At 71.9% G+C, this 21,099-nt stretch carries 17 protein-coding genes and 1 pseudogene; 15 read left to right on the forward strand and 3 right to left on the reverse strand.

Going from position 1 to position 21,099, the window contains the following annotated elements; translation table 11 throughout:
• Together ACIP98_RS22905 and serA are read left to right on the forward strand one after the other, a co-directional pair.
• A pseudogene (locus tag ACIP98_RS22905) lies at positions 1-108 on the forward strand (ketol-acid reductoisomerase); the annotation flags it as partial.
• Positions 109-357: 249 nt separating this feature from the next.
• Positions 358-1,947, forward strand: a complete 1,590-nt coding sequence (gene serA, locus ACIP98_RS22910; protein ID WP_319659803.1) for a phosphoglycerate dehydrogenase — start codon at positions 358-360, stop codon at positions 1,945-1,947.
• Here the strand turns inward: serA and ACIP98_RS22915 are convergent.
• Both ACIP98_RS22915 and ACIP98_RS22920 read right to left on the reverse strand, forming a co-directional pair.
• Entirely contained in the window at positions 1,931-3,241 is a 1,311-nt protein-coding gene (locus ACIP98_RS22915) for a glycosyltransferase 87 family protein (RefSeq protein ID WP_319659801.1), read from the reverse strand. The two genes, serA and ACIP98_RS22915, sit on opposite strands and share 17 nt — an antisense overlap.
• Positions 3,242-3,371: 130 nt before the next feature.
• Positions 3,372-4,571: a helix-turn-helix domain-containing protein gene (locus tag ACIP98_RS22920; protein ID WP_319659800.1), complete on the reverse strand. Its 1,200-nt coding sequence runs from the start codon at positions 4,569-4,571 to the stop codon at positions 3,372-3,374.
• A gap of 125 nt (positions 4,572-4,696) precedes the next feature.
• Between ACIP98_RS22920 and ACIP98_RS22925 the strand changes: the two genes are divergently transcribed.
• The 11 genes from ACIP98_RS22925 to ACIP98_RS22975 all read left to right on the forward strand — a co-directional run bounded on the left by ACIP98_RS22925 (position 4,697) and on the right by ACIP98_RS22975 (position 17,907).
• Complete coding sequence (locus tag ACIP98_RS22925; RefSeq protein WP_319659799.1) at positions 4,697-5,626, forward strand: proline dehydrogenase family protein; 930 nt, start codon at positions 4,697-4,699, stop codon at positions 5,624-5,626.
• Positions 5,627-5,664: 38 nt separating this feature from the next.
• Positions 5,665-7,305, forward strand: a complete 1,641-nt coding sequence (gene pruA / locus ACIP98_RS22930) for an L-glutamate gamma-semialdehyde dehydrogenase (protein ID WP_401977701.1) — start codon at positions 5,665-5,667, stop codon at positions 7,303-7,305.
• 602 nt (positions 7,306-7,907) lie between these two features.
• Positions 7,908-8,945, forward strand: a complete 1,038-nt coding sequence (locus ACIP98_RS22935; protein WP_401977703.1) for a 3-isopropylmalate dehydrogenase — start codon at positions 7,908-7,910, stop codon at positions 8,943-8,945.
• Positions 8,946-9,151: 206 nt separating this feature from the next.
• Positions 9,152-10,243, forward strand: a complete 1,092-nt coding sequence (locus ACIP98_RS22940; protein WP_319659796.1) for a branched-chain amino acid aminotransferase — start codon at positions 9,152-9,154, stop codon at positions 10,241-10,243.
• Positions 10,244-10,518: 275 nt separating this feature from the next.
• The gene (ureA, locus tag ACIP98_RS22945; protein WP_401977705.1) at positions 10,519-11,202 is read left to right on the forward strand and encodes an urease subunit gamma; all 684 of its coding nucleotides are present in this window, start codon (positions 10,519-10,521) and stop codon (positions 11,200-11,202) included.
• Positions 11,199-12,887: an urease subunit alpha gene (locus ACIP98_RS22950; protein ID WP_401977707.1), complete on the forward strand. Its 1,689-nt coding sequence runs from the start codon at positions 11,199-11,201 to the stop codon at positions 12,885-12,887. The genes ureA and ACIP98_RS22950 overlap by 4 nt, the downstream gene beginning before the upstream one ends.
• 14 nt (positions 12,888-12,901) lie before the next feature.
• Positions 12,902-13,936 carry an agmatine deiminase family protein gene (locus ACIP98_RS22955; RefSeq protein WP_319659793.1) on the forward strand — a complete coding sequence of 345 codons (1,035 nt, stop codon included), beginning with the start codon at positions 12,902-12,904 and terminating at the stop codon, positions 13,934-13,936.
• Positions 13,937-13,961: 25 nt separating this feature from the next.
• Positions 13,962-14,567, forward strand: a complete 606-nt coding sequence (locus ACIP98_RS22960; RefSeq protein WP_319659792.1) for a TetR/AcrR family transcriptional regulator — start codon at positions 13,962-13,964, stop codon at positions 14,565-14,567.
• Positions 14,568-14,852: 285 nt separating this feature from the next.
• Positions 14,853-16,454, forward strand: a complete 1,602-nt coding sequence (cimA, locus tag ACIP98_RS22965; protein ID WP_319659791.1) for a citramalate synthase — start codon at positions 14,853-14,855, stop codon at positions 16,452-16,454.
• Positions 16,455-16,883: 429 nt separating this feature from the next.
• A complete protein-coding gene (locus ACIP98_RS22970; RefSeq protein WP_319659790.1) occupies positions 16,884-17,219 on the forward strand; it encodes a hypothetical protein in 336 nt (111 codons plus the stop codon).
• A gap of 181 nt (positions 17,220-17,400) precedes the next feature.
• Positions 17,401-17,907 (forward strand): hypothetical protein, encoded by a 507-nt coding sequence (locus ACIP98_RS22975; RefSeq protein ID WP_319659789.1) that lies wholly within the window; start codon positions 17,401-17,403, stop codon positions 17,905-17,907.
• A gap of 37 nt (positions 17,908-17,944) precedes the next feature.
• On the opposite strand, the gene ACIP98_RS22980 is transcribed toward ACIP98_RS22975, so the two are convergent.
• Positions 17,945-18,778, reverse strand: a complete 834-nt coding sequence (locus ACIP98_RS22980) for an MOSC N-terminal beta barrel domain-containing protein (RefSeq protein ID WP_319659788.1) — start codon at positions 18,776-18,778, stop codon at positions 17,945-17,947.
• Positions 18,779-19,039: 261 nt separating this feature from the next.
• On the opposite strand from ACIP98_RS22980, the gene ACIP98_RS22985 reads away from it, so the two are divergent.
• Both ACIP98_RS22985 and ACIP98_RS22990 read left to right on the forward strand, forming a co-directional pair.
• Positions 19,040-20,110 (forward strand): HpcH/HpaI aldolase/citrate lyase family protein, encoded by a 1,071-nt coding sequence (locus ACIP98_RS22985; RefSeq protein ID WP_401977709.1) that lies wholly within the window; start codon positions 19,040-19,042, stop codon positions 20,108-20,110.
• Positions 20,107-20,979: a CoA ester lyase gene (locus tag ACIP98_RS22990; RefSeq protein WP_319659786.1), complete on the forward strand. Its 873-nt coding sequence runs from the start codon at positions 20,107-20,109 to the stop codon at positions 20,977-20,979. The genes ACIP98_RS22985 and ACIP98_RS22990 overlap by 4 nt, the downstream gene beginning before the upstream one ends.
• Positions 20,980-21,099 lie beyond the last annotated feature (120 nt).

The following is a 21,099-nucleotide window of genomic DNA, read 5'->3' on the forward strand; positions in this document are numbered from 1 at the left end:
GGCCTGCCGAAGTACAACGAGTACAAGAAGGCCGACGAGAACCACCTGCTGGAGACCACCGGCAAGAAGCTGCGCAAGCTGATGAGCTGGGTGGACGAAGAGGCGTAATGCCTTCAGCGGTTTGTACGGTCCCGGAGGCTCCGCGCCCCCGGGACCGTCCGCTTTGGCCACCTCGTACACCCTCGTGCGGGTGATCCTTCCGCGATGGCGCAGGATGCGGCGCCCGCCGCCGATACACTCCCTTAACAAGCGCGTCAGGCTCACAGCGTCGTGCGTCTCCACGCGGCATGCCATCTCCCCTCCACCGCCTTCGGCCGTCGGGACGCGGCCGCCGGCCAGGGACTAGTGAGGACTCACGTGAGCAACCCCGTCGTACTCATCGCCGAAGAGCTCTCTCCCGCCACCGTCGAGGCCCTGGGGCCGGACTTCGAGATCCGGCACTGCAACGGCGCGGACCGAGCCGAGTTGTTGAGCGCGATCGCCGATGCCGACGCCATCCTGATCCGCAGTGCCACGAAGGTCGACGCCGAGGCCGTCGCCGCCGCCCCCAAGCTCAAGGTCGTGGCCCGCGCGGGCGTGGGCCTCGACAACGTCGACGTCTCCGCCGCGACCAAGGCCGGCGTCATGGTCGTCAACGCGCCCACCTCCAACATCGTCACCGCCGCCGAGCTCGCCTGCGGCCTGCTCATCTCCGTCGCGCGCAACATCGCCCCGGCCAACGCCGCGCTCAAGCAGGGCGAGTGGAAGCGCAACAAGTACACCGGCGTCGAGCTGGCCGAGAAGACCCTCGGCGTGGTCGGCCTCGGCCGCATCGGCGCGCTGGTCGCGCAGCGCATGTCGGCCTTCGGCATGAAGATCGTCGCCTACGACCCCTACATCCAGCCCGCGCGCGCCGCCCAGATGGGCGTGAAGATCCTCAGCCTCGACGAGCTGCTGGAGGTCTCCGACTTCATCACCGTGCACCTGCCCAAGACCCCCGAGACGGTCGGCCTGATCGGGGACGAGGCGCTGCGCAAGGTCAAGCCGCACGTCCGCATCGTCAACGCCGCGCGCGGCGGGATCGTGGACGAGGAGGCGCTGTTCGCGGCGCTCAAGGAGGGCCGGGTCGGCGGCGCGGGCCTGGACGTGTACGCCAAGGAGCCGTGCACCGACTCGCCGCTCTTCCAGTTCGACAACGTGGTGGCCACCCCGCACCTGGGCGCCTCGACCGACGAGGCCCAGGAGAAGGCGGGCATCTCCGTCGCCCGCTCGGTGCGCCTCGCGCTGGCCGGCGAGCTCGTGCCGGACGCGGTCAACGTCCAGGGCGGCGTCATCGCCGAGGACGTGCGCCCGGGCCTGCCGCTCGCCGAGAAGCTGGGCCGCATCTTCACCGCCCTGGCCGGGGAGGTCGCGGTGCGACTGGACGTCGAGGTGCGCGGCGAGATCACCCAGCACGACGTGAAGGTGCTGGAGCTGTCCGCGCTCAAGGGCGTCTTCGAGGACGTCGTCGACGAGACGGTGTCCTACGTCAACGCCCCGCTCTTCGCGCAGGAGCGCGGTGTCGAGGTGCGCCTGACCACCAGCAGCGAGTCCCCGGACCACCGCAACCTGGTCACCGTCCGCGGCACCCTGTCGGACGGCACCGAGGTCGCGGTGTCGGGCACGCTGGCCGGCCCCAAGCACATCCAGAAGATCGTGGCCGTCGGCGACGACGACGTGGACCTGGTCCTCGCCGACCACATGGCCTTCCTCCGCTACACCGACCGGCCCGGTGTCGTCGGCACCATCGGCCGCGTCCTGGGCGACGCGGGCGTCAACATCGCCGGCATGCAGGTGGCCCGTCACGAGGCCGGTGGCGAGGCCCTGGTGGCGCTGACGGTCGACACGGCCATCCCGGCGCCGGTGCTGGGCGACATCGCCGCGGAGATCGGCGCCACGTCGGCGCGCGCGGTCAATCTCGAGAACTGATCGCGGCTTCGTTCCGCGAGGGGCGGCCGGCCTGGGAGATCCGGGACGGCCGCCCCTGCCGCGTCGCGGCCGCGACGTCGGGGGAGGAGGGCCGGAAGCGGACGGCCACCGCCACCAGGAACAGCAGCCCCAGCACCGGGTACGGGGACGCGAACGGCTGCAGCCACCAGGCCAGGTGAAGGTCGAGGTCGCCGGCCTTCGGCACGATCCACAGGCTGCGGGCGAGGAACACCACGGCGGTCACCCGCAGCACCCAGCGCGGGGCGTCCGCGGCCAGCAGGATCAGCAGCGGCACGCACCACACCCAGTGGTGCGACCAGCTGATCGGCGTGATCAGCAGGGCCGTCACGGCGCAGCACACGACGCCCCAGTCCTCGCGGCCCAGCCGCCCCAGCCACACCGACAGCGCCGTCCCCGCGCAGGCCACGGCGAACGCCGACGCCGCCCAGACCATCCCCGGGTGCGGGGTGTGCAGGGCACGCGCCACCAGCCCCTGCAGCGACTGGTTGTCGACGATCCAGACCTTGCCGATCCGGCTGGTGTCGAAGATGGCGCGGGTCCAGTAGTCGACGGTCGCGCCGGGCAGGGCCAGCGCGCCCAGCAGCGCTGTACCGGCGAAGCTCGCCCCCGCCACGGCGGCCTCCTTGCGGCGGCCGGTCAGCAGCAGGTAGACGGCGAAGATCGCCGGGGTGAGCTTGATGCCGGCCGCGATGCCGATGGCGACGCCCTTGCCCCGGGCGCCGGCCGGCCGGCTGAGGTCCCACAGCACCAGGACCGCGAGCAGCAGGTTGATCTGGCCGTACAGCATGGTCTGGAACACCGGCTCCAGCCACAGTCCGAGGGCCATCGCCAGCACCACCACGGTCCAGCGCGAGCCGCGCGCCCGCGGCCAGTTGGCGGACCGGCACGACAGGTGGGCGAGCAGGCCGAGCAGCGCCAGGTTGCCGGCCATGAAGGCGAGCTTGAGCAGGAGGACCGGCAGCCAGGTCGTCGGGACGAACAGCATCGCGGCGAAGGGCGGGTAGGTCGCCGGCAGGTTCCACTCGGTGACCGTGAAGCCGTACAGGTCCGTGCCGTTCACGACGGCCGCGCCTTCGGCCCGGTACACCTGCATGTCGGCCATCGGCACGGACATCGACAGGCACAGGGCGGTGAAGGCCGCCAGGGACAGCGCCAGGAGCAGGAGGGAGAGCACCAGCCGGCGGTCCGGTCGTGACCAGGGGGCGGAGTCCTTCGCGGATGTGCCCGGCAGGGCCGTGTGCTCGCGCCCGAACGCCTCCGTGGAATGAGTCACCGGTTCCCGATCCCCTTGTCCCGCTGTCCGCCGCGCCTGGCGCCGGTTCCCCCCGCGTCCGCCGCGCGTTGATCGAACGTCCCTGGCCGCGCCACGTTACTTGTGCCCCCTTCGGTCGGCAACAGTCGGGTCAGTCGCCGAGGCGTGCCGTCTTGAGGGCCATGTGGAGCAGCAGGCGGTCCTCGCCGTCGTCCAGGTCCAGCCCGGTGAGCCGCTCGACGCGCGACAGCCGGTAGTACAGGGTCTGCCGGTGGATCCGCAGCTCAGCGGCGGCGCGCCCGGCCTGCCCCGCGCAGTCGAGGAACACCTCGGCGGTGCGCGCGAGTTCGGCGTGCGAGGGTTCCAGCAGCGGCCGTACGGCCGGGTCGAGGGCGCCGGCCGGCAGCGCGGCGAGCGTGCGGTACGGGCCGATCGCGCCCCATTCGGCGACCGGGCCGAGCCGCGGCTGGGCCCGGGCGGCCCGGGCGGCGGCCACCGCCTCGTGCCAGGCGCCGGGCAGCGCGTCCAGCCCCTGGCGCGGTGCGCTGACCCCGGCCCGGGCGGCCGTCGGCGCCTGTCCGGTGCCGTTTCCCTCCAGGAGCCGGCCGGCGGCGCTCACGGCGGGGGCCGGGACGGACGCCGACCGCAGCCGCACGAGCGCCGCGAGCCCGGGCAGCGGCAGGCCCTCGATGTCGCCCGGAGGCAGTACGCACAAGGCCGCCGCGCCCGGCACCGTCCGCGGTCCCGGCGCCCCGGCCCCGTCCGCGTCGCCGGATCGCCACGGCAGCACGCACACCAGTGCGTGCACCTCCTCCGCGTCGGGGCCGAGAGCCGCCCGCAACTCCTCGCGGGCGCCGTCCCGTCCGCGGCCGGGACGGGCGGTGAGCAGGGCGGCCAGGGCGCGTCCCGCGTCGGCGCCGGCCCGGGACTCGGCGGCCAGCAGCGCGCCGATCCTGGCGGCCACCTCCATGGCCGCGGCGAGTTGCGCGGCGGTGTGCCCGGCACTGTCCAGCAGCCACACGTAGCCGTGCACGACACCGCCGTGCCGGGCCGGCAGGCAGAGCCGGGGCCGGAAGACCCCGGCGTCGGTCTCGGCGGGGATGTGGACGGGGCCGGTGGCGCGCGCGATGCCGAACCGCTCGAACCAGGCGCGGACCTCGGCGGTGGAGCGCCGGGTCAGGATGGAACGGGTGCGGACCGGGTCCATCACCGCGTCGTCCTCGCTGTCGTGCGCGCCGAAGGCGATCAGCCGGAAGTCCCGGTCCTCCAGGGTCGCGGGGGCGCCGAGGAGCGCCGACACCTCGTCGACCAGCTCCTGGTAGTCACCGCGCACGCCGTCATTCTCCCTCATACATCTGTATGAGGGACGCCGTTCCGACGCGTGACAGGTGTCGATGGCCGACGGGGTAGGCGAACCCTAGATTTCACGGACGACGCTGCCTGTCCCCTGGGCAGCCCTTGCTCCAGGAGGAGACCGTGCTGGGTCCCGTACTGCTCGCCGCCTCGCGCAGCGACCGTATGCGCCGCGTCGTCGCGGGCGCGCCGATCACCCGTCCGGTCGTCAACCGCTTCATCGCGGGCGACGAACTGGCGCCCGCCATGGAGACCGTGCGGTCGCTGACCTCGTCCGGCCTGGAGGTCACCCTCGACCACCTGGGCGAGGACGTCACCGACAAGGCGACGGCCGTGGCGACCCGGGACGCGTACCTGCGGCTGCTGGAGGCGCTGCGCGAGGAGGGCGCCGGCACCCGGGCCGAGGTCTCCGTGAAGCTCTCTGCCTTCGGCCAGGCGCTGCCGGTGGGCGGTCACGAGATCGCCCTGGAGAACGTCCGTCCGGTCGCCGAGCTGGCGAGCGAGATCGGCACCACCGTCACGCTCGACATGGAGGACCACACCACGGTCGACTCCACGCTGGCGATCCTCGCCGAGCTGCGCGAGCGCCACCCGGGCACGGGCGCGGTGCTGCAGTCCTACCTCTTCCGCACCGAGGACGACGCCCGCCGCCTCGCCGTCGCCGGCTCCCGGGTCCGCCTGGTCAAGGGAGCGTACAAGGAGCCCGCCTCCGTCGCCCTCCAGGACAAGACCGAGGTCGACCGGGCCTACGTGCGCTGCCTGAAGATCCTCATGGCGGGCGACGGCTACCCGATGGTCGGCTCCCACGACCCGCGGCTGATCGCGATCGCCCAGGAACTGGCCCACCGCAACGGCCGCAAGCAGGGCTCCTACGAGTTCCAGATGCTCTACGGCATCCGCACCGCCGAGCAGCGGCGGCTGGCGGAGGACGGCGAGCGCATGCGCATTTACGTCCCGTACGGCGCAGACTGGTACGGGTACTTCATGCGCCGGCTCGCGGAGCGGCCGGCGAACCTGGCCTTCTTCCTGCGGTCCTTCCTCCCCACCCGCTGACTTCCCGCCACCCCCAAGGACACAAGGAGATGTCTTCCATGGACGCCGTGACCCAGGTCCCCGCCCCGGTGAACGAGCCGGTGCACTCCTACGCCCCGGGGAGCCCGGAGCGGGCCCGCCTGGAGGCGAAGCTGAAGGAGCTGGCCGGGAACCCGGTCGAGCTGCCCATGACGATCGGCGGCGTGAAGCGGATGGGTGGCGGCGAGCGCTTCGACGTCGTGCAGCCGCACAACCACGGTGCCCGCCTGGGCACGTACGCCAACGCCACCCAGGACGACGCCCGCGACGCGGTCGAGGCCGCCCTCGCCGCCGCCCCGGCCTGGCGCGCGATGTCCTTCGACGACCGCGCCGCGATCATCCTGCGCGCGGCCGACCTGCTGGCCGGCCCCTGGCGGGAGACGATCGCCGCCTCGACGATGCTCGGCCAGTCCAAGACCGCGCAGCAGGCCGAGATCGACAGCCCCTGCGAGCTCGTCGACTTCTGGCGCTTCAACGTGCACTTCGCCCGGCAGATCCTGGCCGAGCAGCCGATCGCCAACTCGCCCGGCGTGTGGAACCGCCTCGACCACCGCCCGCTCGAGGGCTTCGTCTACGCGATCACCCCGTTCAACTTCACCGCCATCGCCGGCAACCTGCCGACCGCGCCCGCGCTCATGGGCAACGTCGTGGTGTGGAAGCCCTCCCCGACCCAGACGCACTCCGCCGTGCTGCTGATGGAGCTGCTGGAGGAGGCCGGGCTGCCCAAGGGCGTGATCAACCTGGTCACCGGCGACGGCATCGCCGTCTCCGAGGTGGCCCTCGAGCACCCGGACCTGGCCGGCATCCACTTCACCGGTTCCACCCGGACCTTCCAGCACCTGTGGAGGACGGTCGGCGGCAACATCGAGAAGTACCGCAGCTACCCGCGGATCGTCGGCGAGACCGGCGGCAAGGACTTCGTCGTCGCCCACCCGTCCGCCGACCCGGCCGTGCTGAAGACCGCGCTCACCCGCGGCGCCTTCGAGTACCAGGGCCAGAAGTGCTCGGCCACCTCCCGCGCCTACATCCCGCGCTCGCTGTGGGAGAACGGCTTCAAGGAGGAGTTCGCGGCCGAGGTCGACGGCCTCACCATGGGTGACGTCACCGACCTGTCGAACTTCATCGGCGCGGTGATCGACGACCGGGCCTTCGCCAAGAACAAGGCGGCCATCGACCGCGCCAAGGCCGACCCGTCGGTCGAGGTCGTCGCCGGCGGCAGCTACGACGACAGCGTCGGCTGGTTCGTCCGGCCCACCGTGCTGGTCTCGTCCGACCCCGAGAACGAGATCTTCCGCGAGGAGTACTTCGGCCCCGTCCTCGGCATCCACGTCTACGACGACGCCGAGGAGGGCGCTTTCGAGGCGATGCTCGCCCAGATGGAGTCCGTCGCCGCCTACGCGCTGACCGGCTCGGTCGTCGCCCGCGACCGGGCGGCCGTCGCCCACGTCATGGCCAAGCTGCGCTTCGCGGCCGGCAACTTCTACATCAACGACAAGTCCACCGGTGCCGTCGTCGGCCAGCAGCCCTTCGGCGGCGGCCGCGCGTCCGGCACCAACGACAAGGCGGGCGCCGCGCAGAACCTGATGCGCTGGACGTCGACCCGGTCGATCAAGGAGGCCCTGGTGCCGCCGACCGACTACCGCTACCCGCACATGGGCTGAGCTCCGGCCGTCCGGTAGAGCCCGCAAGGGGCAGGGCCCGGCTTCCCCCGATCGGGGGAAGCCGGGCCTTCGCCGTCTCAGATAGTAGGAAGTCCGAGTAATTGTGGAGACAGAAGAGCCGTGCTGTCCTAGCTTGGTAGAAGCCGAACGTCTCGCTCCACCAGCGACCGGCGGACGAGAGCCGCGCACCCGAAGCAGGTCACCCCCTGCAGCGCCCGCTCCCCGCCCCGTTCTATGGCGACGCAACCCTCCTCTTTCTCCTAGGGAGCTGTTCACCATGGACGAGACCGCCCGCAAGAACGCCGCCGAAGCCCTCCAGCGCGCACTCGACCGCCGCGACAACGGCGGCTCGACGGGACACGAGCAGCGATGACCGCCCTTGTGCCCCGCCCCATCCGGCGCTTGCGCCGCCTCGCCTACCTGGCCGTGTGCGCGATGGTGAAGTGATCCACTCGCGCACCGTCCGCGGTGGCCGCCGAGACCGCCGCGGCGTCGTGTGCCGACGCCCTCCGGGCCGGGGTGGGCGCCCCCCGACCCGGGGGGGGCGTCCGCCATACGGACAGGATGTGTCATCCAGTGGACGGCCGAGTAAGGTGTCCGGCATGTCTCGCAGCATCAGCCTCGCAGTGATCCCCGGTGACGGCATCGGCCAGGAAGTCGTGGCCGAGGGCCTCAAGGTCCTCTCCGCCGTCCTTCCGCAGGACGTGAAGCTGGAGACGAAGGAGTACCTCCTCGGCGCCAAGCGCTGGCACGAGACGGGCGAGACCCTGCCCGACGCGGAGCTGGAGCAGCTGAAGGCGCACGACGCGATCCTGCTGGGCGCGGTCGGCGACCCCTCCGTCCCCTCCGGCGTGCTGGAGCGCGGGCTGCTGCTGAAGCTGCGCTTCGCCTTCGACCACCACGTCAACCTCCGTCCCTCCAAGCTCTACCCGGGCGTCGAGGGACCGCTGGCGGGCGACCCGCTGATCGACTTCGTCGTGGTCCGCGAGGGAACCGAGGGCCCGTACGTCGGGAACGGCGGCTCCCTGCGGACCGGAACGCCGCACGAGGTGGCCACCGAGGTCAGCCTCAACACCGCGTTCGGCATCGAGCGGGTGGTCCGCGACGCCTATGCCCGTGCCCAGGCCCGTCCGCGCAGGAAGCTGACGCTGGTGCACAAGAACAACGTCCTCGTGCACGCCGGCCACCTGTGGAAGAACATCTTCGACAAGGTCGGCGAGGAGTACCCCGAGGTCACCACCGACTACCTGCACGTGGACGCGGCGACGATCTTCTTTGTCACCCAGCCCGAGCGCTTCGACGTGATCGTCACCGACAACCTCTTCGGTGACATCCTCACCGACCTCGCCGCCGCCGTGACCGGTGGCATCGGCCTCGCCGCCAGCGGGAACATCAACCCGTCCGGCGACTTCCCGTCGATGTTCGAGCCGGTGCACGGTTCCGCCCCGGACATCGCCGGCCAGGGCAAGGCCGACCCGACCGCGACGGTGCTCTCCGTCGCCCTGCTGCTGCAGCACCTGGGCTACGAGGCCGAGGCCGAGCGCATCGAGGCCGCGGTCGCCGCGGACCTCGCGGAGCGCTCCGGTACGCGCGGCACCAGTGAGATCGGCGACACGCTCGCCGCACGAGTAGCCGGCTGACCGCCGGGTCAGCCCCCTCAGTCGGCCCGGACGGTCAGCGCGCGATCACGACTGACCCAGACCTCTCGGGCCGCACATGTATGTCCACGGCCCCGGCGCTGCGATAATCGGCGGTGGGGCCGCTGTGCGAGGGGAAACTCGGATGTCCTGGCACCTGGAGGACTGCGGGTGCGGTCCGACATGACCAGACGCGAAGGACATCATTGATGACGACGACGCCCACGATCGAGCTCAAGCCCTCCTCGCATCCGCTGCCGCACGCGCAGCGCGAGGCGATCCTCGCCGACCCCGGATTCGGCCGCCACTTCACCGACCACATGGTGACGATCCGGTGGACCGAGGGCCGGGGCTGGCACGACGCGGAGCTCGTGCCGTACGCGCCCCTGTCCATCGACCCGGCGAACATGACGCTGCACTACGCGCAGACGATCTTCGAGGGGCTGAAGGCCTACCGCCAGCCGGACGGCTCGGTCGCCACCTTCCGGCCCGAGGCCAACGCCGAGCGCTTCCAGGCCTCGGCCCGCCGCCTGGCCATGCCGGAACTCCCGGTCGAGACCTTCCTGGCCGCCTGCGACGCCCTGGTCGCCCAGGACCGGGCGTGGGTGCCCAGCACCGGCGAGCAGTCGCTGTACCTGCGGCCCTTCATGTTCGCGACCGAGGTGGGCCTCGGCGTGCGGCCCGCCAACGAGTACCTGTTCATGGTCATCGCCTCCCCGGCCGGCGCCTACTTCCCCGGCGGCGTCAAGCCGGTCTCGGTCTGGCTCTCCGAGGAGTACGTGCGCGCCGCACCCGGCGGCACCGGCGCGGCCAAGGCCGGCGGCAACTACGCGGCGTCCCTCGTCGCCCAGGCGCAGGCCATCGAGCACGGCTGCGACCAGGTCGTCTGGCTGGACGCGATCGAGCGCCGCTGGATCGAGGAGATGGGCGGCATGAACCTGTACTTCGTCTACGGGGACAGGATCGTCACCCCCGAGCTGACCGGCTCGCTGCTGCCCGGCATCACCCGCGCCTCGCTGCTGCGCATCGCGGAGGACCTCGGCTACGAGGTCTCCGAGGGCCGCGTCTCCGTCGACGACTGGAAGAACGGCAACGCGGACGGCTCCCTGACCGAGGTCTTCGCCTGCGGCACCGCCGCGGTCATCACGCCGGTCGGCTCCGTGAAGTCCACCCGGGCGAACTGGAGCGTCGCCGACGGGAAGTCCGGCGAGGTGACGATGAAGCTGCGCAAGGCCCTGCTGGACATCCAGACCGGGCAGGCCCCCGACCTGCACGGCTGGATGCACCCGCTCGGGGTCTGACCCCCTCGGTCGCGCGACGTCCGACGGCGGCCGCGTCCGGTCACGGAGATCTCTCCGGGGCCTGACGCGGCCGCTTCGCGTTTCCCGGCGCGCATCCACGTACCCGTGCCCCCGTGCCCCCGCGGGCACCCATGCACCGGTCTGTTAGAGCGTCGTTCCATCGTGTCAGCGGTCTTTGTCCACAGGGTGCGGGCCGCCCCTTCCCCTAAGACTCGTTCGGATTTAGAGTGGCGTTCTAAAAGGTGCCCCGGTGATCTCGTGGGAGGTGCGGAAGCGTGCGGCTGACCCCGACCGAACGTGACCGGCTGCTGCTCTTCGGCGCGGCCGAACTGGCGCGGGCGCGCCGCGCCCGCGGGCTGCGGCTCAATGTGCCGGAAGCCACCGCGCTGATCGCCGACGCGGTGTGCGAGGCCGCGCGCGACGGCGCGCGCCTCGCGGAGGCCGTCGAGGCCGGCCGCGCCGTGCTCGGCCCGGACGACGTGCTGCCCGGCGTGGCGGACATCGTGACCGAGGTCCATGTCGAGGCCGTCTTCGACGACGGCTCGCGGCTGGCCGTGGTCGGCGACCCGATCGGCGGGGGCTCTCTGCGCGAACTGGCCCCCGGCGCGGTGCTGCCCGGCCCCGCTGTGCCCGAGCGGCCGTCCGAGGCCTTCGTGACGGTGCGCAACACCGCGTCGGTACCGGTCAGCGTCACCTCGCACTTCCACCTCTTCGAGGCCAACCCCCGGCTGGACTTCGACCGTGCGGCGGCCTACGGCATGCGGCTGAACGTGCCGGCCGGGTCCTCGGTGCGCTTCGGCCCGGGGGAGGAGCGGGAGGTCGGTCTCGTCCCGATCGGCGGCGACCGGATCGCGATCGGCTTCGCGGGGCTCGTCGACGGGCCGCTCGACGCGCCCGGCGCCAAGGAGGAGGCACTGCGGCGCGCCGCCGCGTGCGGGTACCTGGGGGCGCGGCGATGAGCATCGATCCGCAGGAGTACGCCGCCGTGCACGGGCCGCGCGCCGGTGACCGGGTCCGGCTGGGCGACACCGGCCTGGTGGTCCGCGTCGAGTCGGACTCCCAGCGTCCCGGGGACGAGTTCCTCGCCGGCTTCGGCAAGACCGCACGCGACGGGCTCGCGCTCAAGGCCGCCGCCGTACGGGAGACCTGCGACGTGGTGATCAGCAATGTGCTCGTCATCGACGCGGTCCTGGGCATCCGGAAAGTCTCCGTCGGTATCCGTGAGGGCCGCATCCACGCCATCGGACGGGCCGGCAACCCCGACACCCTCGACGGGGTGGACGTCGTGGTCGGCACCGGTACGTCCATCGTCTCCGGCGAGGGGCTGATCGCCACCGCCGGCGCCGTCGACCCCCACGTCCACCTGCTGTCCCCGCGCATCATGGAGGCCTCGCTCGCCTCCGGCGTGACCACGATCATCGGCCAGGAGTTCGGCCCCGTGTGGGGCGTCGGCGTCAACTCGCCCTGGGCGCTGCGGCACGCCTTCAACGCCTTCGACGCCTGGCCGGTCAACATCGGCTTCCTGGGCCGCGGTTCGTCCTCCGACCCGGCACCGCTGGTGGAGGCACTGGCCGAGGGCGGCGCGTGCGGCTTCAAGGTCCACGAGGACATGGGCGCCCACACCCGCGCCCTGGACACCGCGCTGCGGGTCGCCGAGGAATACGACGTCCAGGTGGCGCTGCACAGCGACGGCCTGAACGAGTGCCTGTCGGTGGAGGACACCCTGCGGGTGCTGGAAGGGCGTACGGTCCACGCCTTCCACATCGAGGGCTGCGGCGGCGGCCACGTCCCCAACGTGCTGAAGATGGCCGGAGTGCCGAACGTCATCGGCTCGTCCACCAACCCCACGCTGCCCTTCGGCCGCGACGCGGTCGCCGAGCACTACGGCATGATCGTCTCCGTCCACGACCTCAAACCGGATCTGCCGGGCGACGCCGCGATGGCCCGCGACCGCATCCGGGCGGGGACGATGGGCGCCGAGGACGTGCTGCACGACCTGGGCGCCATCGGCATCACCTCCTCCGACGCCCAGGGCATGGGCCGCGCCGGGGAGACCGTGCGCCGCACCTTCGCCATGGCCGGGAAGATGAAGGCCGAGGCCGGCCCCCTGGAGGGCGACGGCCGGGACGACGACAACGCCCGCGTGCTGCGCTACATCGCCAAGCTGACCGTCAACCCGGCCATCGCCCACGGACTGGCCCACGAGATCGGCTCGATCGAGGTCGGCAAGCTCGCCGACATCGTGCTGTGGCGGCCGGAGTACTTCGGGGCCAAGCCGCAGATGGTGCTCAAGTCCGGTTTCCCCGCCTACGGCGTGACCGGAGACCCGGGCGCCGCCACCGACACCTGCGAACCCCTGGTGCTCGGTCCGCTGTTCGGGGCCCACGGCGCCACCGCCGCCGACCTGTCGGTGGCCTTCGTCGGCCGGCCCGCCCTGGACCTGGACCGCGACCGCATGCCCACCCGGCGCCGACGGGTCGCCGTGCGCGGCACCCGCGGCATAGGCCCGGCCGACCTCGTGCTCAACTCCCGTACGGGACGGGTGGACGTCGACGCGCGCACGGGCCTGGTGACGCTCGACGGCGACCCGCTGCGCTCCGAGCCCGCGGAACAGGTGTCGCTCAGCCGTCTCTACTTCTTCTGACAAGGACCGGTCCGATGCCCAACAGCCCCGCCGCCGACGGCTATGCGATGCCCGCCGAGTGGGAACCGCACGCGCGCACCTGGATGGCGTGGCCGTCCCCCAGCGTGACCTTCGACGGTGCGGAGGACTTGGCGGCGTCGCGTGCCGCATGGGCCGCCGTGGCGAGGGCGATCGCCCGCTTCGAGCCGGTGACCGTCGTGGCCCGGCCCGAGGACGCCGCCGGGGCCAGGGAAGTGCTGGGCGCCGCCGTCACGGTCGCCGAGGCGCCGTTGGACGACGCCTGGATGCGCGACATCGGGCCCACCTTCCTCACCGGCGAACGCGGACTGGCCGCCGCCGACTGGACGTTCAACGGCTGGGGCGCCCAGGACTGGGCGTCCTGGGAGCACGACGCCAGGATCGGCGCCCTCGTCGCCGGCAAGGCCGCCGCCCGCCGCTACCCCACCTCCTTCGTCAATGAGGGCGGCGGGGTCCACGTGGACGGCGAGGGCACCGTGCTGCTCACCGAGACCGTGCAGCTCGACCCGGGCCGCAATCCCGGCTGGACCCGGGAGCGGGCCGAGGCCGAGATCCACGCCTTCCTCGGCACCCGCAAGGCGATCTGGCTGCCCCGCGGGCTCACCGCCGACTACGGCCGCTTCGGTACCCGCGGGCACGTCGACATCGTCGCGGCCTTCGTCCGTCCCGGCGTCGTCGTCGTCCACGACCAGCGCGACCCGTCCCACCCCGACCACGCCGTGTCGCGGGAGGCCGCCGCCCTGCTGCGGGCCGCCACCGACGCCCAAGGGCGGCGGCTGGAGGTCGTGGAACTTCCGGCGCCGCGGGTGCGGGAGGCGGACGGCGAGCCGGTGGACCACAGTTACGTCAACCACTACCTGTGCAACGGCGCGGTGATCCTGTGCGCCTTCGACGATCCGGCCGACGAGGTGAACAAGGCGATCTTCGGGCGCCTCTTCCCGGAGCGGGAGGTCGTGCTCGTCGACGCCCGGACGATCTTCGCCCATGGGGGTGGTATTCATTGCGTCACCCAGCAGCAGCCGCAGGTGTGACCCGACCGCCCCGGGAGGAGACAAGGTGACCGGAACCGCCCGACCCAGGCGGCGGCTCAAGCAACCGCGTGAGGACGTGATGGCCGCCGCCATGGCGACGATCGCCGAACGCGGTCTGGCCGAGCTCACGATGGCCGGCCTCGGCCGCCAGGTGGGCATGAGCAGCGGCCACATCCTCTACTACTTCGGCAGCAAGGACGAGCTGCTGCTGCAGACCCTGGAATGGAGCGAGGAGCAACTCGCGGCCGAACGCCGCCGCGTCCTGGGCCGCCCCGTGCCCACCCGCGAGCGGCTGGACGCGGTGATCGACCTCTATCTCCCCGACGGCCGCCGCGATCCCCGCTGGACCCTGTGGTCGGAGATCTGGAACCGGACCACGGCCGCCGAGGAGGTGCTGCGCCGCCAGCTCGCACTGGAGCTGGTCTGGCACCGTGACCTGGTCGCCCTACTCGCCGAGGGCGTCTCCCGCGGCGACTTCCGGCCGGTGGACCCCGAGCGGACGACCGTGCGGCTGCGCGCGCTGCTCGACGGTTTCGGGGTGCCGCTGGTCATCGGGCTGCCGGGCATGGACCGCGAACAGGCGCTCGGGCACGTCAAGGAGTTCCTGGACGAGGCCCTCGCGCCCGCATAGTGAGACCGTGTCCCACCCGTCGGCGGGGTGTGGCAGACTGCGAGCGTGCCCTCGTTCGCCATGATTATTGGCAGCAGGCGCGCCGGTCCTCAGTGACCGCTCACCGCAGACCTCGGCGGAAGCGATCACCGTGTCCCAGACCCGCGCGCAGACCTCTCGCACCCGCGAGAGGTTTTTTCGTTTCCCGGCCCACCCGTGCCGGGCGCGGACCAGCGCGAGGGAAAATGGGGGCAAGTGGAACCCGGTCTTCCGGAACCACTCACCCGACAGGAGTTGGATCAGACCATGACGGCCGTACTGGACGACAGCTTCCACGTCTTCGACACCACGCTGCGCGACGGCGCGCAGCGCGAGGGCATCAACCTCACCGTCGCCGACAAGCTGACGATCGCCCGGCACCTGGACGACTTCGGGGTGGGATTCATCGAGGGCGGCTGGCCCGGCGCCAACCCGCGCGACACCGAGTTCTTCGCCCGGGCCGCCACCGAGCTCGACCTGCACCACGCGCAACTGGTCGCCTTCGGCGCCACCCGCCGCCCCGGAGGCAGCGCAGCCGAGGACCCGCAGGTCAAGGCGCTGCTGGAGTCCGGTGCGCCGGTCATCACCCTGGTCGCGAAGTCCCACGACCGCCATGTCGAGCTGGCGCTGCGCACCACGCTCGAGGAGAACCTGGAGATGGTCCGCGACACCGTCTCCCACCTGCGCTCCCAGGGCCGCCGGGTCTTCGTCGACTGCGAGCACTTCTTCGACGGCTACAAGGCCAACCCGGTCTACGCCAAGCAGGTCGTCCGTGCGGCGCACGAGGCCGGCGCCGACGTCGTCGTCCTGTGCGACACCAACGGCGGGATGCTCCCCGCCCAGGTGACCGCCGTGGTCCGCACCGTCCTCGCCGACACCGGCGCCCGGCTGGGCATCCACGCCCAGGACGACACGGGGTGCGCGGTCGCCAACAGCCTCGCCGCGGTCGACGCGGGCGCCACGCACGTGCAGTGCACCGCCAACGGCTACGGCGAACGCGTCGGCAACGCCAACCTCTTCCCCGTCGTCGCGGCGCTGGAGCTCAAGTACGGCCGCACCGTGCTGCCCGAGGGCGCGCTCGCCGACATGACCCGGATCTCGCACGCGATCGCCGAGGTCGTCAACCTCACGCCCTCCACGCACCAGCCGTACGTGGGGGTGTCGGCGTTCGCCCACAAGGCGGGACTGCACGCCTCCGCCATCAAGGTCGACCCCGACCTCTACCAGCACATCGACCCCGAACTGGTCGGCAACACCATGCGCATGCTGGTGTCCGACATGGCGGGCCGGGCCTCCGTCGAGCTCAAGGGCAAGGAGCTCGGCGTCGACCTGGGCGGCGACCGCGAGTTGATCGGCCGGGTCGTCGAACGGGTCAAGGAACGCGAACTCGCGGGCTACACCTACGAAGCGGCCGACGCCTCCTTCGAACTCCTGCTGCGCGAGGAGATCGTGGGCCGGCCCATCCGCTACTTCCGCGTCGAGTCCTGGCGCGCGATCGTCGAGGACCGGCCCGACGGCATCCACGCCAACGAGGCGACCGTCAAGGTCTGGGCCGACGGCCAGCGCATCGTCGGCACCGCGGAGGGCAACGGGCCGGTCAACGCCCTGGACCGGGCGCTGCGCGTCGCACTGGAGCGCACGTACCCGCAGCTGGCCAAGCTGGAACTGGTCGACTACAAGGTCCGCATCCTGGAGGGCAAGCACGGCACCGAGTCCACGACCCGGGTGCTCATCGCCACCTCCGACGGCACGTCCGAGTGGTCCACGGTCGGCGTCGGCGAGAACGTCATCGCGGCCTCCTGGCAGGCGCTGGACGACGCCTACGCGTTCGGGCTGCTGCGCGCCGGGGTCGAGCCGCGGCAGGACTGAGGGCCGCGGCGGTGCGTAAGGAAAACCGTGTGGACGCGGGCCCCGGCCCGCGTCCACACGGTTTCCGTGCCTTCCCATGGGCCGTCAGAAATGGCCCTCGCACCACAAGTCGCGCTTTGATTGCCGCAGGCATCCACCTTTTACGGGAGGGCATGTTGGGGCGGTTGACGAATCAATCGGGTGCGTTAGCCCATAGGTGGACAATTCACTCAGGGGTGGCTACGGTCGAAATACGGATGCCGCCGTTGCGGAGAGTGCAAGCCGCAGCCACACGGAGGCGAAAGCCGGAATCCGCCGGCTGGACGGTGCCCAGCGCATCGCAGTGCAGTTTCCGCTCCCTGGCTCATCACGGCACGTCTCGTGCGCCTGGTCAGGTCGAGGCACCGTCTGCGCGTTCCCGGTCTCGAAGGAAGAAGATACGAAATGCGCGTGAAGCGAACCATCGCACTTCTGGCCACCCCGCTCGCCGCGTCCGCGGCTCTCGCGTTCTCGCCGGCCGTGATGTCACAGGCCGCGGCCGCCCCCACGCAACGGGACGCGGCGGCGACCGCCTCGCACGACAGGGTCGTCCCCTCGCTGACCGCCACTCAGCGCGGCTTCCAGCAGGGCAACCGGGACGGGCTCTCGGATGCCCAGCAGGGCGCCCCCGGATCCTGCAACGCGTTCGGGTTCAGTTTCAGCCCGAGGGAGGCCGGACAGGACTACCGGGTGGGCTACCGCAACGGATACAACAACGGATGGACGCAGATCTGCGACCTCCCGTAACGGGCGGATGCCCGGCCGACCGGCCCGCGAAGGCCCCGCCGCACGCTCTGCGGGGCCTTCCGCGTGAGGCCTATGGAGCCCAACTCCCGCGCATACGCGCGTAGAACGCGGGAACACTCCTCCTGCTCCACCTGCACAGCCGCCCCACAGGATGCACGGTCATCAGCAGGAGGGTTCCCCCATGAAGTTCCGCTCCGCCCTGAGCGCGCTCGTCCTCGCGCTCGGCGTCCTCTTCGCACCCGGCGTCGGGCTCACCGCCTCGCACGACGCGTACGCCGTCACGAAGTTGACGCATGCCCAGGCCACGGCCATGTTCCGGTCCGCGGGGATCACATGGTCGTCGTCCGGCGGCTGCTCCGACCGCAACAACTCCACGTGCACGTCGTTCGACCAGCTGAACCAGGCCAGCGCGCAGGGCGCGGTGACGCTCAAGCACGCGAGCGGCTGCGCCCTGAACATCACCGGCGGTACCGAGACCGGGCACGCGAGCGGCACCTACTCGCACTGGAACGGCTACAAGCTCGACTACGGCAAGAACACCTGCATCACCAACTACATCCACGGCTCGTTCGGTTACATCGGTCTGCGCGGTGACGGCGCGCCCCAGTACCAGTCGGGCTCGGGCAACATCTACGCCGACGAGGGCAACCACTGGGACGTCCTCTACTACAACTGCGGAGGCTGCTGACCTCCCCGGGAGCGCGGTCCACGGACCGGGTCGGCGGTCACTCCCAGACCTGGACCTCGACCCGGTCGCCGACCGCCACGACGCCCGGCCGCAGCACGGCCGCCTTCATCGCGAAGCTCACCTTGTTCCCGTACTCCGGCTCCCGCCGGTAGTCCGCCAGCGTGCGCACCGGCTCCGGTCCGGCCGTGCGCCCGGTGGCCTGGTCGACCATCGGGACCGAGCAGCGCACCGCGCGGGCGGAGTAGCCCAGCACCGTGGTGCCGGCGGTCATGCGGCGGACCCGGTCCTCGGTGTGCGGCTCGGTCCAGCCCGCGACCACGATGTTGGCGCGGAAGCGGTCGACGGGCACCGGCTCCGCGCCGCGCTCCCGGATGCGCCGGTTGAGGTCGTCCAGCGAGGCCAGCGAGGCGACCGAGAGGGCGTGCGCGTCGGCGAAGTTGACCTTGCCCGGGTGCTCGCCCCAGCCGTCCCGGTCGAAGCCCGGCCGCACCCGCACCAGCCGCGAGGGCTGCCCCAGCGCCTCGGAGAGCCAGCGGGCGGCCTCCTCGCCCTGATCGACAGCCGCGCCGAGCGGCCGGTCGAACATGCTCACCTGGCGCAGCGCTCCCTCGTGCGCGACCTCGACCCGCACCTCCCCGGCGCCGGGCGCCGACAGGACCAGGTGCTTGCCGTCGTCGGTCAGCCCGGCCCGCACCACGGCCATCCGCGGCAGTCTGCGCTGGCTGCGGAAGGTGCCGTCGGCCGCGTCCACCACCATGAACACCCGGTCGTGGGCCAGGCCGGTCGCGGTCACCTCGGCGCGGCTCACGGGCACGCCCGCGCAGCCCTTCACGGGGTAGTGGGTGAGGCTGTGCACGGTCGCGGTGGCCATCGTTCGCGTTCCCTCCCGGATCGGCGGAGAACCCCATTCGATCACGTCCCCGGCCCCGGCGGGCGGCGTGTGTCATCACCCGGACGGGCCCACGAGGGGTACGGCGCCCCCGGCGACGGGGTCCGGCCGGATCCGACCCGCGGTCCGCCCGCCGTCGACGCTCGGTGACCAACGGCACACGTACCGACCAGTAACGCCGAACGCCCGCGGATCATAAAGTGAACGCCGTACGCTCCCCACCCTCGAACCCTGGGAGACCGCATGCGTTCCGCGAAGGACTTCTTCCGACCGCTGGCCGTGGGGGCTCCGGCCCCCGTACGGGAGGTACCGTTCCGGCCGTCGCGGATGATCCACTTCTTCGATCCGGGCAACGAGAAGATGGCGGCGAAGGTCCCCGCCATCGCGCCCGCGGTGGACGTCCTGCTGGGCAACCTGGAGGACGCTGTCGCGGCCGACCGCAAGGAAGCCGCACGGGCGGGCCTGGTCGCCATCGGGAAGTCCACCGACTTCGGTGACACCCAGCTGTGGACCCGGGTCAACAGCCTCGACTCGCCGTGGGCCCTGGACGACCTGATCACGCTCGTCACCGAGATCGGCGACCGGCTCGACGTCGTCATGGTGCCCAAGGTCGAGGGCGCCGAGGACATCCACTACGTCGACCGGCTGCTCGCCCAGCTGGAGGCCCGGGCCGGTGTGCGGCGCCCGATCCTCGTGCACGCGATCCTGGAGACCGCGACCGGCGTCGCCAATGTCGAGGAGATCGCCGGGGCCAGCCCCCGGATGCAGGGCATCTCCCTCGGCCCGGCCGACCTCGCGGCGAGCCGCCGCATGAAGACCACCCGCGTCGGCGGAGGGCACCCGGGGTACCTCGTGCGGGAGGACCCCAAGGACCCCGATGTCGAGCTGCCGCGGCTGACCTACCAGCAGGACCTGTGGCACTACACGATCGCGCGCATGGTCGACGCCTGCGCCGCGCACGGCATCCTGCCGTACTACGGCCCCTTCGGTGACATCAAGGACACCACGGCCTGCGAGGACCAGTTCCGCAACGCCTTCCTGCTGGGCTGCGTCGGGGCGTGGAGCCTGCACCCGGTGCAGATCGACATCGCCCGGCGGGTCTTCTCCCCGGCCCCGGCCGACGTGGCCTGGGCCCGCAGGGTCATCGAGGCCATGGGCGACGGCACCGGCGCGGTGATGATCGACGGCAAGATGCAGGACGACGCGACCGTGAAGCAGTGCAAGGTCGTCGTCGACCTGGCCGAGGCACTGGCCGCCCGGGACCCCGAACTGGCCGAGGCGTACGAGGCCGCCTGGAAGGAGCAGAACCGATGACCGACGCGACCCTGCGGCCGCGCCGCTCCGTGCTGTACATGCCCGGCGCCAACGAGCGCGCGCTGGAGAAGGCCAAGGACCTGCCCACGGACGCGCTCATCCTCGATCTGGAGGACTCCGTCGCGCCCGACGCCAAGGCCGATGCCCGCAAGCGGGTCGCGGCGGCGGCCGCCTCCGGCGAGTACGGCCGGCGGGAGCTGACCATCCGGGTGAACGCGCCCGGCACCCCCTGGCACGAGGACGATCTGCGCGCCGCCGCCGAGGCGGGACCCGACGCCGTGGTGGTCCCCAAGGTCGACTCCGCGGCCACCGTGCACGCCGTCGAGCGGGCCCTGGAGGCCGCGGGCGCCCCCGACCGCACCGCGATCTGGGCGATGGTCGAGACCCCGCGCGCCATGCTGGACGCCCGTGCCGTCGCGGCCGCCTCCGAGCGGCTCACGGTGCTGGTGATGGGCACCAACGACCTGGCGAAGGAACTGCACGCCGAGCACGTCCCCGGCCGGGCCCCGCTGCTGACCGGGCTGTCGCTGGCCCTGCTCGGCGCCCGCGAGGCGGGCAAGGCGATCCTGGACGGCGTCTACAACGACGTGCAGGACCTGGCGGGCTTCGAGGCGGAGTGCGTCCAGGGCCGGCAGTTCGGCTTCGACGGCAAGACGCTGATCCACCCGAAGCAGGTGGAGATCTGCAACAGGGTCTTCGCCCCCTCCCCGGAGGAAGCCGACAAGGCGCGGCGCATCATCGAGGCCTTCGAGGCCGCCACGGCCGAGGGCCGCGGGGTCGTCACGGTCGACGGGCGGATGATCGAGAACCTCCATGTGGATGACGCCCGGCGTGTCCTCGCCCTGGCCGCGGCGGTGGCCGGACACTAGCCATTCCCCGAAGTCCGGGTGGACGACCGCTACAAAGAAAGCGCCCCGCACGTGCCGTGCGGGGCCTTTCTTGTGTTGGTTCTGTCCAGATGCTCCATGAAGCGGGTCCGGACACTGTAC

Source organism: Streptomyces sp. NPDC088354 (assembly GCF_044753585.1).
Lineage (GTDB): Bacteria > Actinomycetota > Actinomycetes > Streptomycetales > Streptomycetaceae > Actinacidiphila.